The 25,219-nt window shown below is 63.0% G+C and carries 27 protein-coding genes, 1 tRNA gene and 1 riboswitch; of the genes, 11 read left to right on the forward strand and 17 right to left on the reverse strand.

The window, feature by feature from the left end; genetic code table 11:
• Positions 1 to 78: 78 nt before the first annotated feature.
• Positions 79 to 1,155, reverse strand: coding sequence for an AI-2E family transporter (locus tag DSC91_RS28490; RefSeq protein ID WP_115781916.1), 1,077 nt, complete (start codon positions 1,153 to 1,155; stop codon positions 79 to 81).
• Between the two features lie 159 nt (positions 1,156 to 1,314).
• Between DSC91_RS28490 and purM the strand changes: the two genes are divergently transcribed.
• Entirely contained in the window at positions 1,315 to 2,370 is a 1,056-nt protein-coding gene (gene purM, locus DSC91_RS28495) for a phosphoribosylformylglycinamidine cyclo-ligase (protein WP_115781917.1), read from the forward strand.
• A gap of 83 nt (positions 2,371 to 2,453) precedes the next feature.
• On the opposite strand, the gene miaA is transcribed toward purM, so the two are convergent.
• Together miaA and mutL are read right to left on the reverse strand one after the other, a co-directional pair.
• Positions 2,454 to 3,410 (reverse strand): tRNA (adenosine(37)-N6)-dimethylallyltransferase MiaA, encoded by a 957-nt coding sequence (miaA, locus tag DSC91_RS28500; protein WP_115783540.1) that lies wholly within the window; start codon positions 3,408 to 3,410, stop codon positions 2,454 to 2,456.
• Positions 3,411 to 3,453: 43 nt separating this feature from the next.
• Complete coding sequence (gene mutL / locus DSC91_RS28505) at positions 3,454 to 5,496, reverse strand: DNA mismatch repair endonuclease MutL (protein WP_115781918.1); 2,043 nt, start codon at positions 5,494 to 5,496, stop codon at positions 3,454 to 3,456.
• Between the two features lie 172 nt (positions 5,497 to 5,668).
• Here mutL and DSC91_RS28510 point away from each other — a divergent pair, with 172 nt between their 5' ends.
• A complete protein-coding gene (locus tag DSC91_RS28510) occupies positions 5,669 to 6,343 on the forward strand; it encodes a DedA family protein (RefSeq protein WP_115781919.1) in 675 nt (224 codons plus the stop codon).
• Between the two features lie 167 nt (positions 6,344 to 6,510).
• On the opposite strand, the gene DSC91_RS28515 is transcribed toward DSC91_RS28510, so the two are convergent.
• The 3 genes from DSC91_RS28515 to DSC91_RS28525 all read right to left on the reverse strand — a co-directional run bounded on the left by DSC91_RS28515 (position 6,511) and on the right by DSC91_RS28525 (position 9,083).
• Positions 6,511 to 7,323, reverse strand: coding sequence for a mechanosensitive ion channel family protein (locus tag DSC91_RS28515; protein ID WP_115781920.1), 813 nt, complete (start codon positions 7,321 to 7,323; stop codon positions 6,511 to 6,513).
• A gap of 193 nt (positions 7,324 to 7,516) precedes the next feature.
• Entirely contained in the window at positions 7,517 to 7,894 is a 378-nt protein-coding gene (locus DSC91_RS28520; RefSeq protein ID WP_115783541.1) for a hypothetical protein, read from the reverse strand.
• Positions 7,895 to 8,138: 244 nt separating this feature from the next.
• Entirely contained in the window at positions 8,139 to 9,083 is a 945-nt protein-coding gene (locus DSC91_RS28525; RefSeq protein WP_175172078.1) for an AraC family transcriptional regulator, read from the reverse strand.
• A gap of 186 nt (positions 9,084 to 9,269) precedes the next feature.
• Between DSC91_RS28525 and DSC91_RS28530 the strand changes: the two genes are divergently transcribed.
• Together DSC91_RS28530 and DSC91_RS28535 are read left to right on the forward strand one after the other, a co-directional pair.
• The gene (locus tag DSC91_RS28530; RefSeq protein WP_115781922.1) at positions 9,270 to 9,731 is read left to right on the forward strand and encodes a (2Fe-2S)-binding protein; all 462 of its coding nucleotides are present in this window, start codon (positions 9,270 to 9,272) and stop codon (positions 9,729 to 9,731) included.
• A 2-nt stretch (positions 9,732 to 9,733) separates the two neighbouring features.
• Positions 9,734 to 11,944 (forward strand): xanthine dehydrogenase family protein molybdopterin-binding subunit, encoded by a 2,211-nt coding sequence (locus tag DSC91_RS28535; protein WP_115781923.1) that lies wholly within the window; start codon positions 9,734 to 9,736, stop codon positions 11,942 to 11,944.
• Between the two features lie 207 nt (positions 11,945 to 12,151).
• On the opposite strand, the gene DSC91_RS28540 is transcribed toward DSC91_RS28535, so the two are convergent.
• The 9 genes from DSC91_RS28540 to ydfG form a co-directional block, all read right to left on the reverse strand.
• Positions 12,152 to 12,227 (reverse strand) — tRNA-Lys (locus tag DSC91_RS28540).
• A 195-nt stretch (positions 12,228 to 12,422) separates the two neighbouring features.
• Positions 12,423 to 13,172 (reverse strand): tol-pal system protein YbgF, encoded by a 750-nt coding sequence (gene ybgF, locus DSC91_RS28545; protein ID WP_115781924.1) that lies wholly within the window; start codon positions 13,170 to 13,172, stop codon positions 12,423 to 12,425.
• Positions 13,173 to 13,191: 19 nt separating this feature from the next.
• The gene (gene pal / locus DSC91_RS28550) at positions 13,192 to 13,701 is read right to left on the reverse strand and encodes a peptidoglycan-associated lipoprotein Pal (protein ID WP_035552920.1); all 510 of its coding nucleotides are present in this window, start codon (positions 13,699 to 13,701) and stop codon (positions 13,192 to 13,194) included.
• 32 nt (positions 13,702 to 13,733) lie between these two features.
• A complete protein-coding gene (tolB, locus tag DSC91_RS28555) occupies positions 13,734 to 15,026 on the reverse strand; it encodes a Tol-Pal system beta propeller repeat protein TolB (protein WP_115781925.1) in 1,293 nt (430 codons plus the stop codon).
• A 139-nt stretch (positions 15,027 to 15,165) separates the two neighbouring features.
• On the reverse strand, positions 15,166 to 16,167 hold the full coding sequence (tolA, locus tag DSC91_RS28560; protein ID WP_115781926.1) for a cell envelope integrity protein TolA: 1,002 nt from the start codon (positions 16,165 to 16,167) through the stop codon (positions 15,166 to 15,168).
• Positions 16,164 to 16,607 (reverse strand): protein TolR, encoded by a 444-nt coding sequence (tolR, locus tag DSC91_RS28565; protein ID WP_115781927.1) that lies wholly within the window; start codon positions 16,605 to 16,607, stop codon positions 16,164 to 16,166. The genes tolA and tolR overlap by 4 nt, the downstream gene beginning before the upstream one ends.
• Positions 16,608 to 16,617: 10 nt before the next feature.
• Entirely contained in the window at positions 16,618 to 17,295 is a 678-nt protein-coding gene (tolQ, locus tag DSC91_RS28570; protein WP_012431821.1) for a protein TolQ, read from the reverse strand.
• 155 nt (positions 17,296 to 17,450) lie between these two features.
• On the reverse strand, positions 17,451 to 17,930 hold the full coding sequence (gene ybgC, locus DSC91_RS28575; protein WP_115781928.1) for a tol-pal system-associated acyl-CoA thioesterase: 480 nt from the start codon (positions 17,928 to 17,930) through the stop codon (positions 17,451 to 17,453).
• A 70-nt stretch (positions 17,931 to 18,000) separates the two neighbouring features.
• The gene (ydfG, locus tag DSC91_RS28580) at positions 18,001 to 18,747 is read right to left on the reverse strand and encodes a bifunctional NADP-dependent 3-hydroxy acid dehydrogenase/3-hydroxypropionate dehydrogenase YdfG (RefSeq protein WP_115781929.1); all 747 of its coding nucleotides are present in this window, start codon (positions 18,745 to 18,747) and stop codon (positions 18,001 to 18,003) included.
• 238 nt (positions 18,748 to 18,985) lie between these two features.
• Positions 18,986 to 19,094: riboswitch (ZMP/ZTP riboswitch) on the forward strand.
• A 166-nt stretch (positions 19,095 to 19,260) separates the two neighbouring features.
• Between ydfG and glyA the strand changes: the two genes are divergently transcribed.
• From glyA to DSC91_RS28620, 7 genes are all read left to right on the forward strand, one after another.
• Positions 19,261 to 20,508, forward strand: coding sequence for a serine hydroxymethyltransferase (glyA, locus tag DSC91_RS28590; protein ID WP_115781930.1), 1,248 nt, complete (start codon positions 19,261 to 19,263; stop codon positions 20,506 to 20,508).
• A gap of 6 nt (positions 20,509 to 20,514) precedes the next feature.
• Entirely contained in the window at positions 20,515 to 20,997 is a 483-nt protein-coding gene (gene nrdR / locus DSC91_RS28595; protein WP_027799387.1) for a transcriptional regulator NrdR, read from the forward strand.
• A 199-nt stretch (positions 20,998 to 21,196) separates the two neighbouring features.
• Positions 21,197 to 21,763: a GspH/FimT family pseudopilin gene (locus DSC91_RS28600; RefSeq protein WP_167470529.1), complete on the forward strand. Its 567-nt coding sequence runs from the start codon at positions 21,197 to 21,199 to the stop codon at positions 21,761 to 21,763.
• Positions 21,760 to 22,218, forward strand: a complete 459-nt coding sequence (locus DSC91_RS28605) for a type IV pilus modification PilV family protein (protein WP_268238874.1) — start codon at positions 21,760 to 21,762, stop codon at positions 22,216 to 22,218. The genes DSC91_RS28600 and DSC91_RS28605 overlap by 4 nt, the downstream gene beginning before the upstream one ends.
• On the forward strand, positions 22,215 to 23,024 hold the full coding sequence (locus tag DSC91_RS28610; protein ID WP_115781932.1) for a PilW family protein: 810 nt from the start codon (positions 22,215 to 22,217) through the stop codon (positions 23,022 to 23,024). The genes DSC91_RS28605 and DSC91_RS28610 overlap by 4 nt, the downstream gene beginning before the upstream one ends.
• A 44-nt stretch (positions 23,025 to 23,068) precedes the next feature.
• Positions 23,069 to 23,599 (forward strand): pilus assembly PilX family protein, encoded by a 531-nt coding sequence (locus DSC91_RS28615; RefSeq protein WP_373291917.1) that lies wholly within the window; start codon positions 23,069 to 23,071, stop codon positions 23,597 to 23,599.
• Positions 23,600 to 23,609: 10 nt separating this feature from the next.
• Positions 23,610 to 24,041, forward strand: coding sequence for a type IV pilin protein (locus DSC91_RS28620; RefSeq protein ID WP_115781933.1), 432 nt, complete (start codon positions 23,610 to 23,612; stop codon positions 24,039 to 24,041).
• Between the two features lie 77 nt (positions 24,042 to 24,118).
• Here DSC91_RS28620 and DSC91_RS28625 read toward each other — a convergent pair whose 3' ends face one another.
• Positions 24,119 to 24,598, reverse strand: coding sequence for a DUF3318 domain-containing protein (locus DSC91_RS28625; protein ID WP_115781934.1), 480 nt, complete (start codon positions 24,596 to 24,598; stop codon positions 24,119 to 24,121).
• 141 nt (positions 24,599 to 24,739) lie between these two features.
• On the reverse strand, positions 24,740 to 25,126 hold the full coding sequence (locus DSC91_RS28630; protein WP_115781935.1) for a phage holin family protein: 387 nt from the start codon (positions 25,124 to 25,126) through the stop codon (positions 24,740 to 24,742).
• Positions 25,127 to 25,219 lie beyond the last annotated feature (93 nt).

Genomic DNA, 25,219 nt, shown 5'->3' on the forward strand with positions numbered 1-25,219 from the left:
AGGCCGCAAATGGCCCGGATATCGCGCCCTAAAACGTCCGTGAACAGTCAATGAGCAGTTAGTGGCTCAGTCAGTGACTCAGTTGTTGTAAAGCGTGCTCGTCAGATAACTTTGACGCAACTCGCGCATGGCGACCGACAGAATCGCGCTGACCGGCAGCGCCAGCAACACGCCGAAAAAGCCGAACAGCTGACCGAACGCGAGCAAGGCGAAGATGACCGCGAGCGGGTGCAGGCCGATCCGCTCGCCGACGAGCCGCGGCGTGAGATAAAAGCTCTCCACGATCTGGCCGACGCCGTAAATCAACGCGACCGCGCCGAAGCCGTACCAGTCGCCGAACTGTAGCAGTGCGGCGAGCAGCGCCAGCGCGAGACCGGTTGCAAAGCCGACGTACGGGATAAACACCGCGAGGCCCGTGAAAATACCCACCGGCAGCGCGATCTCGAAGCGGGCGATGGTCAGCGCAATCGCATAATAGACCGCGAGCACCGCCATCACGAGGAGCTGGCCGCGCAGGTATTGCGACAGCATCTGGTCCATGTCGTGTGCGAGTTGCAGCGTCTTGTCGAGCCAGCGGCGCGGCACCACGATCTGCACGCGAGCGAGCATGCGGTTCCAGTCATACAGCAGATAAAACAGCACGAGCGGCACCATCACGAGGTTGCCGACCACCGTCATCATCACGTTGCCGCTGGTGCGAACGGACGTCCACACATACAGCGCGACCTGCTGCGCGCTGCCTTCGAGCTGCCCCATCACGAGATCGCGGATGCTGGCGAAATCGAGCGAGTCGGCGAGGCCCAATAAGGCAAGTTTCGGCTGCAGCCAGGCGCTCACGTGGGCGAACAGCACGGGCACCTGCTGCTTCAACTGCGGCCCTTCTTTCTGGATGACGGCCAGCACCAGCAGCACGAGCAGCGTCATCATCAAGGAGAAGACCAGCATCATCAGCAAGGCGGCGAGTCCGCGCGGCACGCGCCGCCGTACCATCCAGGCGACGCCCGGTTGCAGAATGTACGCGAGAATGGCGCCGAGCAGGAACGGCGTGAGGACCGGACTCAGGAGCCAAAGCAGGATGCCGACGCCCAGCGCGATCGCCAGCCAGATCAGGGCGCGGCGCTGTACAGGCGTGAGGATCGAGGAGTTCTGTTGCAAAGTTGTTTCCCTGGTGTCGTCGCGACCGGCAGATTCACGATGATTCAAATTCCAGCCAGACGGCCGGCAACTCTGTATGGGACCAGAGTAAGCGCTGAAGCGCCAACTCTGGTCGGCATCGGGTAAAATCGCATTTTACCGACCTTCTTGCTCTTCCCCATGAATCAACCGAAATCCGCCCCTGACACCCAAGGTTTGTCGTATCGCGACGCCGGCGTGGACATCGACGCGGGCGACGCCCTTGTCGACGCGATCAAGCCCTTTGCCAAAAAGACGATGCGCGACGGCGTGCTGGGCGGCATCGGCGGTTTTGGCGCGCTGTTCGAGGTGCCGAAGAAATACAAGGAGCCGGTGCTGGTTTCGGGCACGGACGGCGTGGGCACCAAGCTGCGCCTCGCGTTCCAGCTGAACAAACACGATACCGTCGGCCAGGATCTGGTGGCGATGAGCGTGAACGACATTCTGGTTCAGGGCGCCGAACCGCTGTTCTTCCTCGATTATTTCGCTTGCGGCAAGCTGGACGTCGGTACGGCGGCAACGGTCGTGAAGGGCATCGCGCATGGCTGCGAACTGTCCGGCTGCGCGCTGATCGGTGGCGAAACGGCTGAAATGCCGGGCATGTATCCAGACGGCGAATACGATCTGGCCGGTTTTGCGGTCGGCGCGGTAGAAAAGAGCAAGATTATCGACGGCAGCACGATCGCCCCGGGCGACGTGGTGCTGGGGCTGGCTTCCAGCGGCATCCATTCGAACGGTTTTTCGCTGGTGCGCAAGATCATCGAGCGCGCGCAGCCGGATTTGAACGCGGACTTCGATGGCCGCTCGTTGGCGGATGCGCTGATGGCGCCCACGCACATTTATGTGAAGCCTTTGCTGGCCTTGATGCAGCAGATCGCTGTCAAGGGCATGGCGCACATCACCGGCGGCGGGCTGGTCGAGAACATTCCGCGCGTTTTGCGCGAAGGTCTGACGGCCGAGCTGGATCATCGTAGCTGGCCGATGCCGCCGCTGTTCTCGTGGCTGCAGAAGCACGGCGGCGTGGCGGATGCGGAAATGCACCGTGTTTTCAACTGCGGGATCGGGATGGCGGTGGTTGTGTCTGCTGCTGATGCCGACGCTGCGGTCGCGTCTTTGTCGGCTGCCGGCGAGCAGGTATGGAAGATCGGCGTGATTCGCGAGAGCGCGGCCGGTGAAGCTCAGACGGTAGTGATCTAACCAGACCCAGCTTGGCCAAAGGCTGGTTTGCCTGCGCGGCGTAGAGACAGAACGCGAAAGAAAGCGCCGCGCGGGCAAAAACTTCAAATTATCGCTTCAATCAAGCTGACGACCTGCCCGGTAGCGTTGGGATCGCAGCAGTCCACCACAACCCGCTCTGTCATGCTGCGCAGCCACGTGAGCTGCCGCTTGCACAATTGCCGGGTTGCAAAGACTCCCTTATCCCGCATGGTCGAGTAATCGATCGCTCCGTCGAGATATTCCCAGACCTGGCGATATCCCACGCAGCGCATGGACGGCATCTCGGGCAACAGATCCCCGCGCTCGCGCAATTTCACCACTTCGTCGATGAAACCCTCGGCCAGCATGGCGTCGAAGCGTTTTTCGATGCGCGTATGCAGCACGCTCCGTTCGGAAGGCTCCAACGCAATGGGCACGAAGCGCCACGCCAGCGCGGCGTCATCGGTTCGAGCGGGCGCGGCCAGCAAAGCGGACATCGCTTGGCCTGTCAGCATGAAAACTTCGAGCGCCCGCTGAATTCGCTGCGAATCGTTCGGCGCGAGACGCGCAGCCGTAACGGGATCGACGGCGGCAAGCCGCGCATGCAGTGCCGGCCAGCCGTCGCGTGCGGCGTCGGCATCGAGCGTCGCGCGCAAGTCGGCATCGGCGGCGGGCAAGTCGTTTAGCCCCTGCGTGAGCGCCTTGTAGTACAGCATGGTCCCGCCGACCAATAAAGGCAGCCGACCGCGCGCACTGATCTCGCCGATCAGGCGCAACGCGTCGCCGCGAAATTCCGCCGCCGAATACGCGTTGGCCGGATCCACGATGTCGATCAGATGATGCGGCGCGACCGCGCGTTCTGCCGCCGTCGGCTTGGCGGTGCCGATATCCATCTCGCGATAGACCAGCGCCGAATCGACACTGACGATTTCAACCGGCCGCCGTGCGGCCAGCGCCAGCGCGGCAGCGGTTTTGCCGGATGCGGTCGGGCCGAGCAGGCAAGGGATCGGCGCGGGCGTGCTCGAAGGGCGTGAATTCATAGGCAACACGGCGCGCGCCGGATCAGCGGAATCAGGCGCACCGTCATTGCCCACGCATGAACAGCCGATCGAGATCGGACAGTGTCAACTGATACCACGTCGGACGCCCGTGGTTGCATTGGTCGGCGCGCTCGGTCGCCTCCATCTGGCGCAGCAGGGCGTTCATTTCGTCGAGCGTCAGACGCCGGTTCGCGCGCACCGCGTGATGGCAGGCGAGTGTGCCGAGCAGTTCGTGCTGACGCTCGGTCAACACGCGTGAACCGCCGAACGCATGCAGGTCGGAGAGCACTGCGCGTGCCAGCGCCTGCAGATCGGCGTCTTTCAACAAGGCCGGCACGGCTCGGATCGCGAGCGTGGTCGGCGACAGCACGGCGAGATCGAAGCCGAGTGCGTCCAGCGTGTCGCGCTCTTCCTCGACCGTGCCGATTTCGATCGGATCGGCCTGCATGGTCTGCGGGATCAGCAGCGGCTGCACGGCAATCGTGCGATCGGCGAGCGCGTTCTTGAACTGCTCGTACAGGATGCGCTCGTGCGCGGCATGCATATCGACAATGACCAATCCATGCGCGTTCTGCGCGAGCACATAGATGCCGTGAATCTGACCGAGCGCGAAGCCGAGCGGCTGTTCGTCCGAGGCATTGAACGCAGGCGATGCGTAGGGGCTCGAGGTGTTGTAGGAGGACGGGGCCTCTGCAGCCGAGTCGCGCGCTTCGAAGAGCGTCGCGCCTTCTGCTGTGCCGGTGTTTGTGTCTCTGCGGCCGAATAGAGCGTCGTAGAAGGCCAGCGGTTGTGCAACCGGCAGCGTGCCTTGCGTCATGCGCGCCTGACGCATCCAGGTATTGCCGGGCTGCGAGGATCCGCCACCAAAGCCGCTGCCGAGGCCGCCTGTGCCTGCACTGGCCCCGCCACCGAAGCCACCGGCGCCCGCGCCCGCGCCGCCCAGCGGCGTCGCGCCGAACGAAGCCGGCCCACCCGGCGACGCTTCCAGATGCGCCGCGTGCCCGCCCGCTGTCGTTTCCGGCGACGCGCCCGCGTGCCGCGCCAGCGCGCGCTGCACCGCGTGGAACACGAACTGGTGAATCGAACGGGAATCGCGAAACCGCACTTCGATTTTCGACGGATGCACGTTCACATCGACCGCTTCGGGCGGCAGATCGAGAAACAGCACGTAAGACGGATAGCGGTCGCCGTGCAGCACGTCTTCGTAGGCGGCGCGCACGGCGTGCGTAAGCAGCTTGTCGCGCACGAACCGGCCATTGACGAAGAAATACTGCTGATCGGCGCGTCCGCGGCTCGCTGTGGGCAGGCCGGCACAGCCATAGACGGCGAGCGGCCCGGCGGATTCGTCGAGCGGCAAATGAGCCGTCGCAAAGGTTTCGCCGAGAATCTTGGCGACCCGCACGGGCGGCTCGGTGGCGTTCCAGTGTTCGACCGCCTTACCGTTATGCAGGACCGAAATCGCCACATCCGGTCGCGCCAGCGCAGCGCGGCGAATCTGCTCGAGGCAATGGCCGAGTTCAGTCTGCTCGCTTTTGAGGAATTTGCGGCGCGCGGGCGTATTGAAGTACAGCTCGCGGACCTCGATCATGGTGCCCTGGGTGCCGGCGGCGGGACTCAGCACACCGGTTTGCGCGTCGACACGCACGGCATGCGGCGCGTCAGCCGTGCGGCTCGTGATGGTCATCTGCGCGACCGACGCAATCGACGCCAGCGCCTCACCGCGAAACCCCAGCGTGGCGACCGCTTCCAGTTCGGCGAGCGAGCGGATCTTGCTGGTCGCGTGCCGCATCAGCGCGAGCGCGAGTTCGTTTTCGGGGATGCCGCAGCCGTCGTCGGTAATCGAGATGCGTTTGACGCCGCCTTCGTCGAGCAGGATGCGCAGCGTCTGCGCGCCGGCGTCGAGCGCATTTTCCAGCAATTCCTTGACCACCGAGGCCGGCCGCTCGACCACTTCGCCGGCGGCAATCTGGCTGATCAACTGATCGGGCAGGGGCTGGATCGCCCGCAACGGGCGTGGGACGGGCGCGGCGGCGGAAACTGCGGCCGCGTCGGCGGTGCCGGCAGGCGTTTCGGAGAATTCTGACATGGCGAAATTATAGCGATTCGGCGCGAGCAGTTTTTTAATCGCAGCCGGGCACTTTCGGTATCATGACGCGGTCAATTTCCGGCGGCGAGCATGTGCTCGTAGCTCATCGCCCGCAAGGCTGCTGACGCGGCCGCTCCCGCCATGCTCACATTCGCTTAATAAAGGACGCTTTTTGGACACGCTGCTACAGTTCGCCAACCTTGTCTTGCACATCGACAAGTTTCTGGGGGTCTTCATTCACGAGTACGGCGCGTGGGTCTACGCGGTACTGTTTTTGATCGTATTCTGCGAAACCGGGCTGGTCGTCCTGCCGTTTTTGCCGGGAGATTCGCTGCTGTTCATCGGCGGCGCTTTTTGCGCGACCGGTGAAATGAATCTCGGTTTGCTGATCGTGCTGCTGCTCGTCGCAGCGGTTGTCGGCAACACCGTCAACTACATGGTCGGGCGGTCCATCGGGCCTCGGGTGTTCAATTCGCACATCCCTTTCCTCGAACGTTTCCTCGACCGCAGCGCGCTGCAGAAGACTCATAACTTTTACGAAAAGCATGGCGGCAAGACCATCGTGCTGGCGCGTTTCATTCCGGTGGTGCGGACATTTGCGCCGTTCGTCGCGGGCGCCTCGGAGATGACGGCTAGCCGGTTCCAGCTTTTCAATATCCTGGGTGCGCTGCTCTGGGTGTTGCTGCTGGTGTTCCTCGGGTACTTCTTCGGCAACATTCCGTTTATCAGGCAGTATCTGAACCTGATCGTGCTGGTGGGTATCGGCGCGGCCGTGGTGCCGGTTGTGCTCGGCGCGCTGTGGAAAGTGACGCGCAAGAACGCCGCGGCCAAGTCGGGCAACCACTGACGCGTCTCGCAGTACGAAGCTGGACGAACAAACGGCGTCGCGAATCTCGCGACGCCGTTTTCGTTTTGCGGTCCGGCCTTCGGTGAGTTGGGCCGCTGAGGCAGCGGAAAAACGCTTCACCTCAGCGAGCGTCAGCCTCGATCCCGGGACCTACGCCCCGGTCGTGCTCAACTGACTATGCGCGGCGCAATCGGTGTCTCCGGTGTCGGATAGCCTGCATCCTTGAAGGTCTGGATGATCGCGCGGTTGGTGTCGAAGTAGACCTGCCAGTAATGGTCGGTGTGTGTGTAGGGTCGCACGCACAGCAACGGTCCTTCCGGTGTGAAGCTCAGCACTTCGATATCCGGTGCGGGGCTCTCCGCCACGTTAGGAATCTGCGTGACGGCCGCTTTCAGCCGGCTCATCGCGTCGGTCGGGTCGACGCCGTTCGCAATCTTCGCGGTCAGCTCGACGCGCCGCACCGGCAATGCGCTGTAGTTCGAGATTGTGTCCGAAAAGATCTTGTTGTTGCCGATGATGGTTGTCACATTGTCGGGCGTCACGATGGTCGTGCCGAACAGGCCCAGTTCGGAGACCGTGCCCGTAACGCCGCCCGCCATGACGAAATCCCCCACCTTGAACGGCCGCAATACCTGCATGAAGATGCCCGCGGCGAAGTGCGCGAGCAAGCCGCCCCACGCGGTGCCGATCGCAAGACCGAGGCCGGCGAGCAGCGCGGCGAACGAGGTAGTCTGGACGCCGAACACCTGCAGAATCGCCAGGATCAGCAGCAGGTTCAGCAGTGCGCCGAGAATCGAACCGAGGTAATGAGCGAGTGTTGGATCGACGCGGCCGTTTTTCGAAAGCAGTTTGCGAAGCAAGCCGGTGATGAGACCAATGACCCACCGGCCGACGATCCACAAGACGATTGCGCCGAGTACCTTGGTGCCGAGGTCGATGCCTCGGGTCATGATGAATACGCGTACGGTTTCGAGATCCAAGATGTTCCTCGCTGGTTGAGTTGCCTTCGACTGATTGAACGGCGGTAGTGCAATACAGCGGCAAATGCCCGGTGACGGGCACAAACAGTAAATCTCGATCTTCGAAAGTTATATGCGACGGCGCGCGCAACCGCAAGGTCCGTTCCTGCTGACGATGCGGATTGCGTACGGGAAGAAAGCGGGCTGCTTGAGCTTACATCGGCAGGCGAGATTCGGAATGCGGGGAGGTCCGAATGACCAGTGTGTTGTTGTTGTTGTTCGTTCTGGCGGGGCGCATGCAACGTGCCGCGTACTGCCATGTCAGTGCGGCAATCGCCGCCAGCACGTACGCGCCGGTGCGTTCGAAGAACGCGCTCGACGTGCTGAACTTGCCATAGCGACTCTGCGCGTCGGCGAACACGAGAAAGGTCAGCGCGGCATCGAGCAGCAGGGCGGCCGAAACCAGCGCGACGAAAATGTGCGCACCGTTGAGCGCGGCGTTGGGCACGAGCCGGTTGCACAGATGACACGCGCTCAGCACGATAGCCAGCAATGCAAGGTTCGAGACGAGGTCGAACAGAAAATTGGTCATCTTGACGGAATGAAAGCGCAGGGATCTACGGTGTTGCCGAAACGTCTGCTCGCGCAGCGTTGCAGCATGAATCGCGGAATCGGCGGCGATCATTGCACGTCTTTATGTCTCAATAAATATTAATGTTTGGAGTCCGTTGTATCTATTCGGTATTGAGGATGTGTCGTGTAAGAGCGGACTCGAGGTTGAGTGAGGCTTTGTGACGTGTGCTGTGAGAATGTTTCGCACCCATGCGAAAGAGCCGCTACTCTCCAAACCCCACGCCTTCCTGGCGCCTCAACTGCGCGACGTCGCGAAGCGGCGGCGCACCGAAGAGCCGGCTATATTCGCGGCTGAACTGCGAAGGGCTGTCATACCCGACTCGAATCGCCACCGACCCGACATCTCCGCTCTGCTGGAGGAGCAACCTGCGTGCTTCGTGCAGCCGCAACTGCTTCTGATACTGCAACGGACTCAGCGTCGTGACGTTCTTGAAGTGATGATGGAGCGACGACACGCTCATGTTCACCGCCTGTGCCAGCGTCTCCACTCGCAAGAGTTCGGTGTAGTGGTGCTGGATCCACTCGATCGCACGCACGATCCGGTAGGTCTGGCTCCCATTCACCGCGACGTGCCGCAGCCGTTTCCCTTGCTCGCTCGTCATCAGCCGGTAGAGCAATTCCTTCTCAATGAGCGGCGCGAGCACGGGAATGTCACCCGGAGTATCGAGCAAGCGCACGAGCCGCAGCGCCGCGTCGAAAACCGGTGCGGACAGTGGGGCCACAGCGATGCCTTCGCCTGCCGATGTGGCATCCGGTTCGGGCAAACGCAGTTGCGTCGCCAGTTCGACGATCCGCTGCGGATCGAGCGTGAGCTTCACGCATAGATAGGGCGCGTCGGACGACGCCCGTGTCACCTGCGACATCATCGGCAGATTGACGGACGTCACGAGGCAATGCAGATGATCGTACTCGTACGCCTGCCCCGCGACCATGACCCGCTTGGCGCCTTGCGCCGCGAACACGAATGCGGAGCTCGTTACGCCGCAGCCGAGATCGACGGGCTGCGAATACCGGTAGAACGTCAGCGACGGGATCGCCGTCTGATAGGCGCCGTCCGCCGGCGCGAAGCGGCTGATGAGCGCGGCGAGTTCGCGGCGCGCCGTTTCGCGCGCCGCCGAAGGATCGAGCCGGGAGGAGTGCTGTTTCATGCGCATGGAAACCCGTGGATGGAATCGAGCATACTCAACCGCTGCCGGCCAAGCGCGGCTGGCCTGTTGAATTTGCAGCATTGTTCAATAATTTTGCAGGATTGTGTAAGCATAACGGCGGGTGGCCGGTACACACTGCCGCGTACACCCGGCGCCAAGTTCGGGCTTTCCCCACGGAGAGGTTCCATGTCTACATCGTTTGTTCTCAACGGCAAGAACGTTACGCTCGATGCCGATCCCACTACGCCGCTCCTCTGGGCGATCCGCGAGAACGCGGGCCTGCACGGTACGAAGTTCGGCTGCGGCATGGCGCAATGCGGCGCCTGCACGGTTCATCTGGAAGGCGAAGCCACCCGCTCGTGCGTGCTGCCGCTCGCGGCCGTCGCGGGCAAGCGCATCACGACCATCGAAGGCATCGAAAGCCGGCCCGCGAAAGCCATCCAGGCCGCGTGGGTCAAGCTGCAGGTGCCGCAGTGCGGCTACTGTCAGTCCGGGCAGATCATGTCCGCGACAGCCTTGCTCGAACACAACGCCACGCCTACCGACGCCGACATCGACGCCGCAATGAACGGCAATATCTGCCGCTGTGCGACCTACACCCGCATCCGCGCGGCCATCCACGAAGCCGCTGCCACCCTGAAGGCCTGACCATGACGACCGATCTCGATCTCAAGGATTCGGTACGCCCGTCGCGCCGGACCTTCCTGAAAGCAGCCGGCGCCGTCGCGGCAGTCGGTCTTACCATCGGCTTCGAATGGGCGGGCACGGGTCGCCGCGCGCTCGCCGCCACCATGCCCGACGCGACGTTCGCGCCCAATGCGTTTTTGCGCGTTGCGCCGGACAACAGCGTTACGGTCATCGCGAAGCACGTCGAGATGGGCCAGGGCGCGTACACCGGCATCGCGACGATCGTCGCGGAAGAGCTGGATGCGAACTGGCAGGACGTGCGTGTCGAAAGCGCGCCCGCCGACGCGAAGCGCTACGCGAATCTCGCGTTCGGTACGATCCAGGGCACGGGCGGCAGTTCGGCAATGGCCAACTCGTGGATGCAATTGCGCGATGCCGGCGCGAAAGCGCGGGCGATGCTGGTCTCCGCTGCAGCTGCTCAGTGGAAGGTGCCCGCGTCCGAGTTGACGACGCGCGACGGCAGCGTTCATCACGCGGCGACGAACCGGACCGCGACCTACGGCTCGCTCGCGTCGGCCGCAGCCCGCTTGCCGGTGCCGGACAAGGTCACGCTCAAGTCGCCGAAGGATTTTCGTTTGATTGGCCATCAGCTGCCGCGCGTCGACGTGCCGCCGAAAACCGACGGCACCGCGCAGTTCACGCTCGACGTGACGTTCCCCGGCATGCTGGTCGCGCTGCTGCAGCGTCCGCCGCTCTTCGGCGCGACGGTCAAGTCGTTCGATGCGTCGGCCGCGAAAGCCGTGCCGGGCGTCGTCTCGGTCGTGCAGGTGCCGGCGGGCGTCGCGGTGGTCGCGAAGGGCTTCTGGGCGGCGAAGCAGGGCCGCGATGCGCTGAAAGTCGAATGGGACGATTCGAAGGCCGAAAAGCGCAGTTCGGACGCGATCATGGCCGAATACCGGCAGCTCGCCGAACAGCCGGGCGCATCCGCCCGCAAGGACGGCGATGCGACACAGGCGCTTGCCGGCGCGGCGAAGAAGATATCGGCCACCTACACGTTCCCGTATCTCGCTCACGCGCCGATGGAACCGCTCGACGCCGTCGTCAAGCTCACCGCCGACAGCTGCGAGATCTGGGCCGGCGACCAGTTCCAGACTGTCGACCAAGGCAACGCCGCACACACGGCCGGGCTCGATCCGCAGCAGGTGAAGATTCACACGCTGTATGCGGGCGGCAGCTTCGGGCGGCGCGCGAACACACGGTCGGACTATATCGTCGAGGCCGTGTCGATCGCGAAGGCGCTGGGTGCGAACGGCACGCCGGTCAAGCTGCAGTGGACCCGCGAGGACGATATCCACGGCGGCCTCTATCGGCCCATGTACTTCCACAAGCTCGACGCGGGCCTGAGCGCGGACGGCAAGCTGGTCGGCTGGCGGCATCGCATCGTCGGTCAGTCGATCCTTGCCGGCACGCCGTTCGCCAGCGTGATGGTCAAGGACGGGATCGACGGGACGTCTGTCGAGGGGGCCGCGAACGTGGCCTACGCGATTCCGAACCTCTCAGTCGAACTGACGACCACGCAGACCGGCGTGCCGGTGCTGTGGTGGCGGGTGGTCGGCAGCTCGCACACGGCATTCGCGGTCGAGGCGTTCATCGACGAAGCCGCGCATGCCGCGGGCAAGGATCCGTTCGTCTTCCGCCGCGATCTGCTCGCGCACGAACCGCGCATGCGGGCCGTGCTCGAACTTGCTGCGCAGAAGGCGGGCTGGGATCCGGCGAGGCCGTTGCCGAAAGGCCGCGGGCGCGGCATCGCGGTCGCCGAGGCGTTCAAGACGTTCGTCGCGCAGGTCGCGGAAGTGTCCGTCGACAAGGATGGCAACGTGAAAGTGGAGCGCGTTGTCTGTGCGGTGGATTGCGGCACGCCGATCAATCCCGACGTTATCGCGGCGCAGATGGAAGGCGGCGTCGGCTTTGGTCTCGGCGCGGCGTTGCATGGCGCGATCACGCTGAAGGACGGCAAGGTCGAGCAGAACAACTTCGACGGCTACCAGGTGCTGCGGATCGCCGAGATGCCCAAGGTCGAGGTGCATATCGTGCAATCGGGCGAAGCGCCGACGGGCGTCGGCGAACCGGGGGTCGCGCCGGTCGGGCCGGCGGTGGCGAACGCGATCTTCGCGGCCACCGGCAGGCGGATTCAGTCGCTGCCGTTCCCTGCTGCCTCGGAAAAGACCGCCTGAAGGACTGACGGAGGGTGACAGGTCGCGTCGTGGTGAATCGCGCTGTCCGCGTGCATGCTGCGCGGACAGCGGGGCACGCTTTCCGCGCCTGTCTCGCCCTCGCCGAGGCCGATGACGAGCCGTAAAGTACGCTACAAAGAAAAGAGTGCCCGTTGCGCGCCGGCAAATAAAAAGGGCCTAGCGCGAACGCTAAGCCCTTGAATCTTTTGGTAGGCCGTACGGGATTCGAACCTGTGACCAACGGATTAAAAGTCCGCTGCTCTACCAGCTGAGCTAACGACCCAAAAGAGAAGCGAGATTATAGCGATGGCGCCCGTGGGCTGTCAACCCATGGTGGTTTGTCGAGCTATCCGCACTTCAGATAGTGAAAAGCCCGAGGTATTGCTACCCAGGGCTTTCCGGCGAGAGGCGCGCGTGGCTGTTGATTTGGAGACTGCGTGGCCACTGCGCGTTACGTCAACTGCCAAACCCTGTACGGCTACTTGATCTGCGACAGCTTGCTCTGAGCCGACTGCGCAACGTCCGAGCCGCCGTACTGCGCGACGATCTGCTCCAGCGTCTTCTTGGCCGCAGCCTTTTGACCTTGCTCGAGCTGATTGTTCGCAATCGCGAGCAGCGCTTCCGGCGCGCGCGGATGCTGCGGATAGTTCTTCACCACACCTTGCCACGTCGCCGTTGAACCCTTGTAGTCGCGCAGCGCATACAGCGCGTTGCCTAGCCAGTACTGCGCGGTCGGTTGGTAAGGGCTGTTCGGAAACTTGGCGATGAAGCTGCGGAACGACGCCGCCGCATTCTTGAAGTCGCCGTTGCGGAACTGCTGTGAAGCCGCATTGAACGAATCGGTCTCACCCGGCTGCACCTCACCCTGGACGCCGTCCACTGTCTGTTGCTGTGGCTCGAATTTCTTCAGCCGCGTGTCCAGATCGGTGTAGTAATCCTTCTGCTGTTTTTGCAGCGTGACGAGTTGGTTGCCCATATCTTCGTTCTGCCCACGCAACGTCGCGACCTGCTGATTCAGCTGGTCGAGGCGGTTGGACTGATCGAGGATCGTGCGCTGTGCGGCCGACAGTTGGCTTGACAGGCTATCGGTCTTCGAACGCAGATCGAGAATAGCCTGGCGGGCCTGATCGTCGTCGAATATGCCTGCCTGCGCGGGCACAGCCGCGAAGGCCGTGCCCGCGACGCAGGCCGCTGCGGCAAACCGCAGCCAGGAGAAACGATGCGTCATTCGGCTCATCACCTGTTACTTACTGTTGGTACACGAGGTCGGCGCGGCGGTTTTGTGCCCACGACGATTCGTCATGACCGGTAGCTTGCGGCTTTTCCTTGCCGAGGCTCACGGCTTCCATTTGCGAGTCCGTCACGCCCATCAGGGACAGCGAACGGCGCACTGCTTCAGCACGCTTCTGACCGAGCGCGAGGTTGTACTCGCTGGTGCCGCGTTCGTCGGTATTGCCCTGGATCAGGACGTGACGTTGCGGATGGCTCTTCAGGTATTGCGCGTGTTGTTGCAGCAGCGATTGATAGTCGTCCTTGACCGAGTAGCTGTCGAAGTCGAAGTAAATGCTGCGCTTGGCGAGCGGGCTGTTCGGATCGTTCAGCGGATCGACGTTGACCTGAGCGACATCGGTCGGATTCGGTTGCGTCGAAACTGCACCACCCTTGTTAGCGTTTTCGTCGAGCTTGACGCCCGAGTGACATGCGGCCAACGCACCGACCATCAATACGGCAAATGCGAAACGAAGTTTTGACATCATTTTGTGACTCTCCTTGTGTTATTGCATCAACATTACTGCATAAACGGGCCCCAGGATGGCTCGCGTACAGTGCCACCCTGAACGGACAGGACCTGCCGAGTGCGACCGTCGGTCGATACTGCGGCCAACACGCCACGGCCGTTCACCTGTGTGGCGTAAAGAATGTACTGACCGTTCGCCGCGAAGCTCGGCGATTCGTCATGTGAGGTGTCCGTCAAGCCCGTCGCCGTATTGCCTTGCAGGTCCTGGATGTACAGCTTGAAGGCGCCGCCGACGCGCGAGATATAGGCGAGCTGCTTGCCATCCGGACTGACGCGCGGGCTGGTGTTGTAGCTGCCCGTGAAGGTCACGCGTTGCGCGGCGCCGGCGTTCTCGCCCTGAGCCGACATCTTGTAGATCTGCGGTTGGCCGCCACGGTCGCTGGTGAAATAGATCGACTGGCCGTCAGGAGAGAAGCACGGTTCAGTGTCGATCGAACTGCCTTGCGTCAGGCGACGCAGGCCGCTGCCGTCCGCATTGACGGCGAAAATCTGTGTGTTGCCGGTGCGCGAGAGCGCGACGGCCAGCGTACGGCCATCCGGCGACCACGCCGGTGCACTGTTGTTACCCTTCTGGTCCGATACGATCACGCGACGGCCCGTAGGCAAGTCGTGGATATAGACGATCGGCTTCTTCTTTTCGAACGAGACGTAAGCGACCTTGGTGCCGTCAGGCGACCAGGCGGGCGAGATGATCGGCTCGGGACTCGACAGCGCGATGTGCGCGTCCTGGCCGTCCGAATCGGAGATCTGCAACTGATAACGGCCGCCCGTCTTGATCACGTACGACAGGCGCGTCGCGAACACGCCGCGGCCGCCCATCAGCTTCGCGTAGATATAGTCCGCGACTTTGTGCGCGCTCATGCGCAAGCCGCTTTCCGGACTCACCAGCACGAGGCCGCCAAGGCTTTCGCCTTTGACGGTGTCGTACAGCTTGAAGCGCACTTCGTACTGGCCGTTCGGCAGACGGTTCACGCTGCCCGACACGAACGCGTTGGCACCCTTGGCCTTCCAGCTGCCAAGGTCGACGGAATCGGTTTCCGCGACCGGTGTGCTGCCCGCGTCGATATTCGTGAATTTCCCGCTGCGTTGCAAATCCTGGCGCACGATTGTGCTGACCTGCTGCGGCGAGTTCGCTTCATTGGCGAAATTCGCCGTTGCGATCGGAAACTGGGTGGACCCGACGCCCGTTACGAGGACGTTGAGTTGTGCGTGGGCGGCGCCGCCGACGGCGATCAGGCACGACGCTACAAGTGTCCGCAGGCCTAGCTTGGTCATCAAACTCATGCTGAATGGTTTCCCCAAAAACGGTTTTACTAACACTTCATGACAGCAGAGAGACCCGCGAATATCCAATTCGTTCCCGGGGGCGCCCCGCTGGGCGGGGCGCCGCGTCTGCTGTCAACTGACTGTCAAACTGCTGCGATCAACCTGCCGGGCGCAACGTAATCTTGAAGCTGGTCGGCGTTTTTCCATCGATGTCCTGTGGCATCGGATTGGAACGCTGGACGGCTCGCAGTGCCGCGTCGTCCCACGCCGGGTTGCCGCTGCCGCGCGAGATCTGCGCGTCCAGCAGTGTGCCGGTCGGCGAGCAGCGCACGGAGATGACGGTCTCCAGACCTTCCGTTTCGCCACCCCACGAGATGTTCGGGCGCACCACGCGACGCACCTTGTCGGCGTAACCCGGCGACGTCGCCGTGCCACCCGAGCCGCTACCCGTGCCGCTCTTCGCGAGCCCGTTGCCGGTCGAGCCTGCGCCGCCCGCCGAACCTTGCATCTGGGCAAGCCGCGCGCGACGTTCCGCATCCAGTTTCTTGGCTTGCGCCGCTGCATCGGCCTGAGCCTGGGCCTTCGCCTTCGCCGCTTTCTGCGCATCGGCCTTCTTCTGCGCGTCAGCTTCGGCCTGTTTCTGCTGCTCCAGTTGCTGCTTTTGCTGCTCGGCCAATTGCTGTTGCTTCAGCTTGTCAGCCTGCTGCTGTTGCAACTGTTTCTGCTTGGCCGCCGCTGCTTTTTGCGCGGCAAGTTGCGCAGCCTGATCGGCCGCCAGTTGCTGCTGGCGCTTCGCCTCGGCTTCCTGCTGGGCTTGCAGTTTCTGCTGACGCTGCTGCTCGGCGAGTTGTGCCTGACGCGCCGCTTCCTGTTGCTGGCGTTTCTTTTCCTGAAGCGCGATGTCGGCCTGCTCGTCAGGTAGCGGCGGAGCAGGGGCGACAGGAACGGGCGGAGGCGGGGGCGGTCGCGGAATCGCCGAATCCGGCACCTCGGTCCACAGTTCTGCTTCCGCACCTTCCGGCGTGCTGTTCTGCCATTGAATGCCGTGATACAGGAAGAACCCCAGCAGCGCGTGCATCACCAGGGCGAACGCAAAGGCTCGCCAGGTGCCGCGTTCACGCGGTGGCTGAAGCGGGTATTCGGAATTCTTGCGGATCATTGTGATTTGACGAGCAATCCAACGCGCTTGACACCCTGAGCCTTCAACTCGGACATCACGTTCATCACGACTTCGTACTTCACGGTCTTGTCGGCGGCGATCACGACAGGCTGGTCAGGGTGCGACTGCGCGCGGTCAGTGATGAAACCACGCAGATCGGCCTTGGTCATGTCTTCCTGCTGCTGCGCGCCGGCATCGTCCTTGTATTTGACGCTCATATTGCCGTCTGCGCGAATATTCACGATCACGGGCGGGGTCTGCTGCTGAGGCGCGGCGCCGCCGACGGTCGGCAGATTGACGATCGACGGGGCGACGAGCGGCGCGGTCACCATGAAGATCACAAGTAGCACGAGCATCACGTCGATGTACGGCACGACGTTGATGTCGGCCATCGCGCGGCGCTGACGGCTGCCGCGCATGCTGGAGGAAGAGCCTGCCATCGTGGACTCCTTACTGTGCCTGACGCTGCAAGATGTTCGAGAATTCTTCGATGAAGGTCTCGAAGCGGATCGCCAGACGGTCGATGTCGTGCGCGTAGCGGTTGTAGGCGACCACGGCCGGAATCGCGGCGAACAGACCGATTGCGGTGGCGGTCAGTGCTTCGGCAATGCCCGGCGCGACGTTCGCAAGCGTGGCCTGCTGCACGTTGGCCAAGCCGCGGAACGCATTCATGATCCCCCACACCGTGCCGAACAGACCGATATACGGGCTGACCGAGCCGACCGACGCGAGAAACGCCAGATTTGCCTCGAGTACGTCCATTTCGCGCTGGAACGCGGCGCGCATGGCGCGGCGTGCGCCGTCGAGAATCGCGCCTGAATCGTTCAGGCGCTTTTCCTTGCCTTTCAGGAACTCGCGCATGCCGGACTCGAAAATCCGTTCCAGTGCGCCGATCGTGTGGCGGTTGTTCGCGGCGCTCTGATAGAGCGCCTGCAGGTCGCCGCCCGACCAGAAATCGCGTTCGAAACGCTCAGTTTGCGCGCGTGCCCGGCGGATCGCAAACCACTTGCGGAAGATGAAAGTCCACGACAACAGCGACAGCAGAAGCAGCAGCGCCATGACGGCCTGCGCCAGCAGGCTCGCATTGAGTACGAGAGAAACGATCGACAGATCTTGTGTAGTGTTCATAAAGGTTCGTTTTAACGTCCCGGAAGGGGGCGTCCGGCTGCAAGGTCACTCGAAGCTTGCCGTGAGCAAAACGGAAGCGTCGGCGATATTGCAAGCCGAACCATGCTTTGTGCTGCTTGATCGATACGAGTTCACTGGCCCCGTAACAACGGGGTTCAGTCGTTGTCCGTTGACATACCACTGTCGTTCACGCCCGGCCCGCGCCGCAACGCAGCGAGAACCGGTGGAGGAATCGCGACCGGCCGCAACCCGGTGCGGTCGACGCAGCCGACCCGGATGGAGCCGGAAGCAAGCAGCGTGCCGTCCCGCCACGCTTCCTGCGCAAAATCGACGGACGCACGGCCAAGACGTTCGATTCGGCTCACCACCTTGACGACATCGTCGAGCCGGGCGGGTGCCCGATAGTCGACGGCGGTGCTGCGCACGATGAAGATTGCACCCGCTTCGCCGGCGAGCCGGTTCTGGTCGACGCCGCACGCGCGCAGCCATTCGGTGCGCGCCCGTTCGAAAAATTTCAGGTAGTTCGCGTAAAACACGATGCCGCCGGCGTCGGTATCTTCGTAATACACGCGGATTGGCCACGTGAAGCCGATTTCCGTGCCGGGCTGGCTGGTCGACATATTCATGCCGCGCATTTTACCGGAACGCATACCTCGAGGTCTGTTTCAAGATGTGCGCCCCGCCTGGCGGGCCTCAGCGGCAATTTCAACCGCGATGGATGTTCAAACCAGCGAACGATTGGGCCACCGGCATCAGCTCGATCGTGTTGATATTGACGTGCGCCGGACGCGTGGCGATCCAGTAGATCGAGTCGGCAATGTCTTCGGCTGTCAGCGGCTGCACGTTCTGGTAGACGTTGGCTGCTTTTTCGTCGTCCCCGCGGAAACGAACGTTCGAGAATTCGGTGCCGCCGCACAGGCCTGGCTCGATGTCGGTCACGCGCAGTGCGGTGCCGGCCAGATCGGCGCGCAGGTTCAGACTGAATTGACGCACAAACGCCTTGGTGGCGCCATAGACATTGCCGCCCGCGTACGGCCAGCGGCCGGCCACCGAACCCAGGTTGAAGATATGGCCGCGGTTGCGTTCCACCATGCCGGGCAGGAGTGCATGCGTGACCTGGACGAGACCCGTGCAGTTGGTCTCGATCATGGTGTTCCATTCGTCCAGACTGGCCTTTTGCGCCGGCTCGACGCCAAGCGCGAGGCCGGCGTTGTTGACAAGTACGTCGAGCGCGGCGAAATCGGCGGGCAGTGAGGCGGGCACGGCTTCGACGGCGGCGCGGTCGCGCACGTCGAGCTCGTATGGCAGAAGGGCGTCGCCGAGTTCGTCGGCGAGTACCTGCAGGCGGTCCTTGCGGCGCGCAGTGGCGACGACACGATGGCCGCCCTTGACGAAAGCACGGGCGATAGCGGCGCCGAATCCTGCGGACGCTCCGGTGACGAACACGATCATTGCAGTTCCCTGGTCGGTAAGAGAGAAAGGCCCCAAGCCTACTTCCAATGCGGCGCTGCGGCAAGGATGAACCAGCCGCACCAGCGGCTGGGGCAGGGAGGCGGAGCGGGTTCGGGGCGTACTTTCATCAGACGTTTGCGCGCCGCGCGCAGCGGCGCCAGGACCGGCTTCGAGAGCGCCCGCCGGCGCGGCGGGAAGCCGGTTGCCTATTCGATCCTCTTCCAATAAACTAACGCGCTCATCCCTGCGTGACTGGCGATAGAACCGGTTCAAGCAATCGGATTCAAGGTGGAGCAACCCACCGTGAAGCGCAGGGAGCCGTTTTGCCGTTCGCCTGGGCAGCCGTGATCCGCGCGCATTGATCTGCGCTGACGGTGGCTGTCCTGCCTTGCGTGTGCGGCGACTCTCCATCCGCCACGTCAGGGCTGGCCCAGCCGCCAGCAGCGCTGCGTACCCTCTACGCAAGATTCGGCGCACGATCCGGTCAACCTGAACACACTCAACGGAATCCGTATGTTTGATAGAGCCCAAAGCACCATCGCCAACGTCGATCCTGAACTCTGGAAGGTCATCGAGCAGGAAAACCGCCGTCAGGAAGAGCACATCGAACTGATCGCGTCGGAAAACTACACGAGCCCGGCCGTGATGGCTGCGCAAGGCTCGCAACTCACCAACAAGTACGCCGAAGGGTATCCGGGCAAGCGCTACTACGGCGGCTGTGAATATGTCGACGTGGCCGAGCAGCTGGCGATCGACCGCGTGAAGCAACTGTTCGGCGCCGAAGCCGCCAACGTGCAGCCGAACTCCGGCTCGCAGGCGAATCAGGGCGTGTTCTTCGCCATGCTCAAGCCGGGCGACACGATCATGGGCATGAGCCTCGCGCACGGCGGTCACTTGACGCACGGTTCGCCGGTCAACATGTCGGGCAAGTGGTTCAACGTGGTGAGCTACGGCCTGAACGAAGCCGAAGACATCGACTACGACGCCGCTGAGACGCTGGCTCAGGAACACAAGCCGAAGCTGATCGTGGCCGGCGCGTCGGCGTTTTCGCTGCGCATCGACTTCGAGCGGATGTCGAAGATCGCCAAGTCGGTCGGCGCGTATTTCATGGTCGACATGGCGCACTATGCCGGCCTGGTCGCCGCGGGTGTCTATCCGAACCCGGTGCCGCATGCTGATTTCGTCACCACCACCACGCACAAGAGCCTGCGCGGCCCGCGCGGCGGCGTGATCCTGATGAAAGCCGAGTTCGAAAAGCAGATCAACTCGGCAATTTTCCCGGGCATTCAAGGCGGTCCGCTGATGCACGTGATCGCCGGCAAGGCCGTCGCGTTCAAGGAAGCCCTGTCGCCGGAGTTCAAGGCGTACCAGCAGCAAGTCGTCGAGAACGCACGCGTGCTGGCTGAAACGCTGGTCAAGCGCGGTCTGCGCATCGTCTCGGGCCGCACCGAAAGCCACGTGATGCTGGTCGACCTGCGCGCCAAGAAGATCACCGGCAAGGCAGCGGAAGCTGCGCTCGGCGCGGCGCACATCACCGTCAACAAGAACGCGATTCCGAACGACCCGGAAAAGCCGTTCGTGACGAGCGGCGTGCGTCTGGGCTCGCCGGCCATGACCACGCGTGGCTTTGGCGTCAAGGAAGCGGAACAGGTGGGCAACCTGATCGCCGACGTGCTGGACAACCCGGAAGACGCAGCCACGATCGAGCGTGTGCGGGCGCAAGTCGCCGAGCTGACCCAGCGCTTCCCGGTTTACCGCTAAGCCGCCATGCACTGCCCCTTCTGCCGTCACGCCGATACGCAAGTTGTGGATTCCCGCGTATCCGAAGACGGCGCGACGATTCGCCGGCGCCGCCGCTGCCCGGCCTGCGACAAACGTTTCACGACGTATGAGCGGGTCGAGCTGGCGTTGCCGTCGGTCGTCAAGAAGGACGGCAGCCGCACGGAATTCGATCGCCGCAAGATCGTCGCAAGCATGCAACTGGCGCTGCGCAAGCGCCCAGTGGCAGCGGACGCGATCGATGCGGCAGTCGCCCGCATCGAGTATCAACTGCTCGGCAGCGGAGAGCGTGAGGTGCGCAGCGAGCGCCTCGGCGAACTCGTGATGAATGAGTTGCGCGCGCTCGATACCATTGCCTATGTGCGTTTCGCCTCCGTCTACCGGCGCTTCGAAGACGTCTCCGAATTTGAGGACGTAATCGAAGAATTTCGCCGTGCATCTTCTCCTCCCAAGCCGTCCCGTAAGCGCTGATTGCTGTCGCGCCTGAAGTTGCGCGCCAGCTTCTGTTTTTCGCTGCGTAGGTTCGTGCATCTGTATCTCCGCTCCCGTTATGGTTCGTCACGCGTGCATTTTTGCGCGGGATAGCGTCTGAGTACCACCTGGCCATTCGGCCGATTGTGGGCCCGCTTGCGAATCGCTAGATTGGCTGCATTCTTTGAAACGATCAGGGATGCAGATGAAATGGGAAGCAGTCTGTTTGCGGCCGCGCCGCGGCTTTACGCTTGTCGAAACACTGGCCGTTGTCGCGCTGCTGGCGATCATCGCGGTAATGGCGACGCCGTCGTTCGTTGCGTGGCACCTGCGGGACCAGGTCGACGCACGCGCGAAGGCGCTTGCCTCGACGCTCGCCTATGCGCGCAGCGAGGCATTGCGCCGCGGCACTCGCGTCACGGTGTGCCGAATCGACGCCGCACGGCATTGTCTTGCCGCAGGCCAGGCGTGTGGCAACGGCGTCACGGACTGGTCGTGTGGCTGGGCCGTACTGGCCGAGCGAGGTAGCACACTCTCGCTACTGCGCGCGCATCCTTTGCTCGCGGCAGTCAGCATCACGGGGACGCAGACAAATCTCACCTTTACGCCGCCGGCGGGGCAGTTGATCGGCACCTTTCGCAGCTTTGACATTGCGCCGCGCGTGCCGTCGAAAGCGACGCAGGGCGACAAGTGGCGGCGCTGCATCCGCATCGCGGCGGGCGGGCGCGCGCGGATTGTCGAGGGCGGATGTGGAGCGGCATCGTGAGCCGATATCCGCCGAATCCGCGCGCGCGTAACTGTCCAGCAAGGCGCTCAACAAAGCATAAGGGCAGTTCCCTGATCGAAGTGATGCTGGCGCTTGCGCTGATGGCGGTGTCGGCGCTCGGCTTGATCGCCGGTCAATTGTGGACTGCGCGCGAGGCCCGTGCGATGGCGATGCGCGAGCACGCGGCATGGATAGCGGATTCCGTCGCCGAAGCGATGCGCGAGCCTTCGGCAGGCGATTCCGCGAGCAGACAATGGAGCGCGCGTGCAGCGGCCTTGTTGCCGCATGGCGAGGCGTCGGTAGGGGAGCGCAACGGTGTGTCCGCCGCACGTGTCACGTGGACGACCCTGCGTGACATGCCGCGCACCGGCGATGTCATCGACAAACCCGAGTCGTGCGGCGGTGCGGATGTCCCCACGGGTTCCTCGTGCGTTGCGCTGGCGTTCGCAAGATGATGCAACGTATGGATATCGCGCGTGGCCATACGCTCGTCGAGTTTGTGATCGCCATTGCGTTAGGGCTGCTGGTGACCGCCGGCGCGGTCTCGCTTTATACAACGCAGCGTAACGTGTTCGAGCGTGCGGGCGATGCGATGCGAATGCGCGAAGCCGGCCTGAGCGCGCTTACGCTGATGGGCCAGCAAATTCAAATGGCCGGCTTCGTGCCTGCGGACGTCGTGAGGTTCAATAGTCCGCCGCCGCTGTTCGGTTGTTCGGGCGGTCGTCCGACCGGCGCGGACGACAGCATTGTCTGCGAGGCGGTGTCGGGCCACTCGGACGGTATCGTGGTTCGTTATGTCGGGGACACCGTGTCGACGTGGCCGTCAGCAACCGGCCAATCGACCGACTGCCTCGGCCAGGCGGTAACGAACAGCAACGCGGCACTCGGCGGGCAGGGCGTATTGGTGGTCAACCGTTACTTCGCCAGGGTCAGCGGTTCGACGGGTGAGCCGGAACTCTACTGCGAAGGCAATGGCAAGACAGGGTCCGCGCAGCCACTGGTCGAAGGCGTCGAGCGCGTGCGACTCAAGTACTGGCTTGCCGGAGGGCTGGCCGCAGTAGACGCGTCAGCGGTGACAGCCGGTCAATGGGCAAAGATCGTCGCCGTCGATCTCTGCGTGCTGGTCCGCGGAGCGCCGCAAGGACGGCGTATGCGCTATGTCGATTGCGATGGCGCGAGCACTCCTGGCGCCGACATGCGGGCGCGACAGGCTTTCTGGCGGCGGGTGGCGATACGCAATCACGCGGAGGAGTCCCTGTGACAGGAGGGCTTTGCAATCCAACATACCGCGCGTCGTCGAAACAAGTGACACGCGTTGTCCGTACCGATCGTAGATCACGCGCTCGCAATAGCGGCATCGTCCTGCCGATCGTCCTGCTGATTGCCGCGATGATGTTGACCACCTCCGCAGCCTGGTTCGAGACGTCGCTGGCGGCGGCGCGCAGCGCCAACAACGTGCGCGACTATTTGCAGGCATTTCATGCCGCGGACTCGGCGTTGACCTTATGTGCCCGGGGCGTGGTCGCCGCGGCTGCCTTCGAATCGCAGCCAGTGGCGCCGCTCTCATCCGGCGAGCCGACGCAATGGAAGAGCGAAGCCGCCTTTGAAGCCGGAGCCGTCGTGCCTGTCGCGCAATGGCCCGGATCGCGGCGTGCGCCGCAATGTCTGATCGAAGCGTGGAGCCTGGGCACTCGCGCCGACGCCCGAGCCTATTTACTGACGTCGCGTGGCTTCGGCCAGGCCAAAGAATCGCAGGTGTGGTTGCAGATGGAGCTCGTGATCGCTGGCGAGCAAGTTGAGCGCCATTGGCGTCGCGTTGCCGCACGCCCATTTTGACGGGAGGTCCATGACGAGGCCGCACCTATCCGCATTTACGCTACTGGAACTGATGATCGCACTGGCAATCGCTGCCACGCTGGTCGCTTTTGCGGTGCCCTCGTACCGGAACCATGTCGCGCGAACACATCGGGTCGACGCGGCGTCGGCCGTTTATCGAGCAGCGCAATTCGTCGAGGGATCGGCAAGCGATGGCATTGCGACATTGCCGCCGGGTCTGGATCAGGCTCCGCAATTCGGCGCACCGATCTACCGGCTGCAAGTGCTGTCGGCGGATGATGCCAACGGTGGTTATTCGGTAGAGGCCGTGCCGACCGAAATCGGCCCGATGCGCGACGATGCGTGCGGCACCTTCACTCTGGACGCGACAGGGCTGCGAGGCAATAGAAGCGGCGCAAACGGTGCAGTGCCGGCAAGCGGCGAATGCTGGAATACGAGCTAGGGAGCGCTACTCGGGAACGCTATGACGCGGCAAGCAAAACGCAACGGCATGCCAATAGACCTTTCCTGCGCCGCGCTCTAGTACCCACTGTCAGCAGCGGCTTCCTCGCTGTCGGCTGACGCGGCGGAATCCTTTTTTATCTGCTTCCAGATTCGATACGCTTCCCAACCGGCAAGCGCAAGACTGCCCCATTTGAGTGCGGGTTTTGCACCCGCGGCAAGGGTCGCGCGGAGCGGTTTCGCCAACAGCAGCGAAGCAACCGAACTAACGAACGGATACTGCTTGAGGAGCGCGCCGATGCTCCCCGCGTTGAGAAAGTTCGCCTTCGACCCCCTGCCCATGCGTAGGCCGCCGAAGCCCGGCAGAATGAATTTGAGCCAGCTGAAGTGCTTGACTGCCTGCCGCAATTCGATGGTCGCCTGAGCGAATTCCATGCGTTCAACATCCGCGCGCACCAGCAGCAGTTCCTTGCGTAGTGCTCGCAGGTGCGGCGCACTCAGATCTTTGGCCTGGGGGCGTGTGTTGCGGAATGCGGTATCGGAACGGGTTTGGCTCATGGTGTGTCGGCGGCAGTGAGGGTGGGGCAGTCAAACCGTGCTGCAAATCGCTCGAGGTATTGGTGTTGGCGGTATTGGCGAAGTTTTTTCGAAGGCGCGGGGCATTCGAGGTGCGCCGATGAACCCGTTACGCCTCGTGCGTCACGGTTTGCGGAACACCTCGCGGTCTTTTTCGAACTCGGCAAGGGTGGCTTCGAACATCACTGGTGAATTGCGCAAACCGCTGCGCGCTTTCAGTGCACAGGCTATTCCCGCGATGGCATAAACCACCGTGATGCCGGCGAGCGCTTGCCATCGGTAGGTGTCCCAGAACGCGATGGCGACGAGCGCCGTCAATGCGATCAAGGCCATCGTTGCGAGCATCATGGCCGCGAGGCCGAGGAACAGCACGCCGATCAAACGGTCTTTTTCCTCGGCGAGCTCGATGCCGACCAGTTCAAGACGTGTTTGCAAAATGGCAAACACGGATCCGATGATACGGCGCAACGGACTATGTTCGCCGTGCTGCGATTGTGGTTCGATCGTCATGGCTTTGGGCGTTGCGCGTGAATGCCTGAGCGGCGCGTGAAAACGAGCGCGCCAAAAGAAGCGGACCGGCCAGACGTGCGCCGGTCAACTCGA

Origin of the sequence: Paraburkholderia caffeinilytica (genome assembly GCF_003368325.1) — a bacterium.
GTDB classification, from domain to species: Bacteria; Pseudomonadota; Gammaproteobacteria; order Burkholderiales; family Burkholderiaceae; genus Paraburkholderia; species Paraburkholderia caffeinilytica.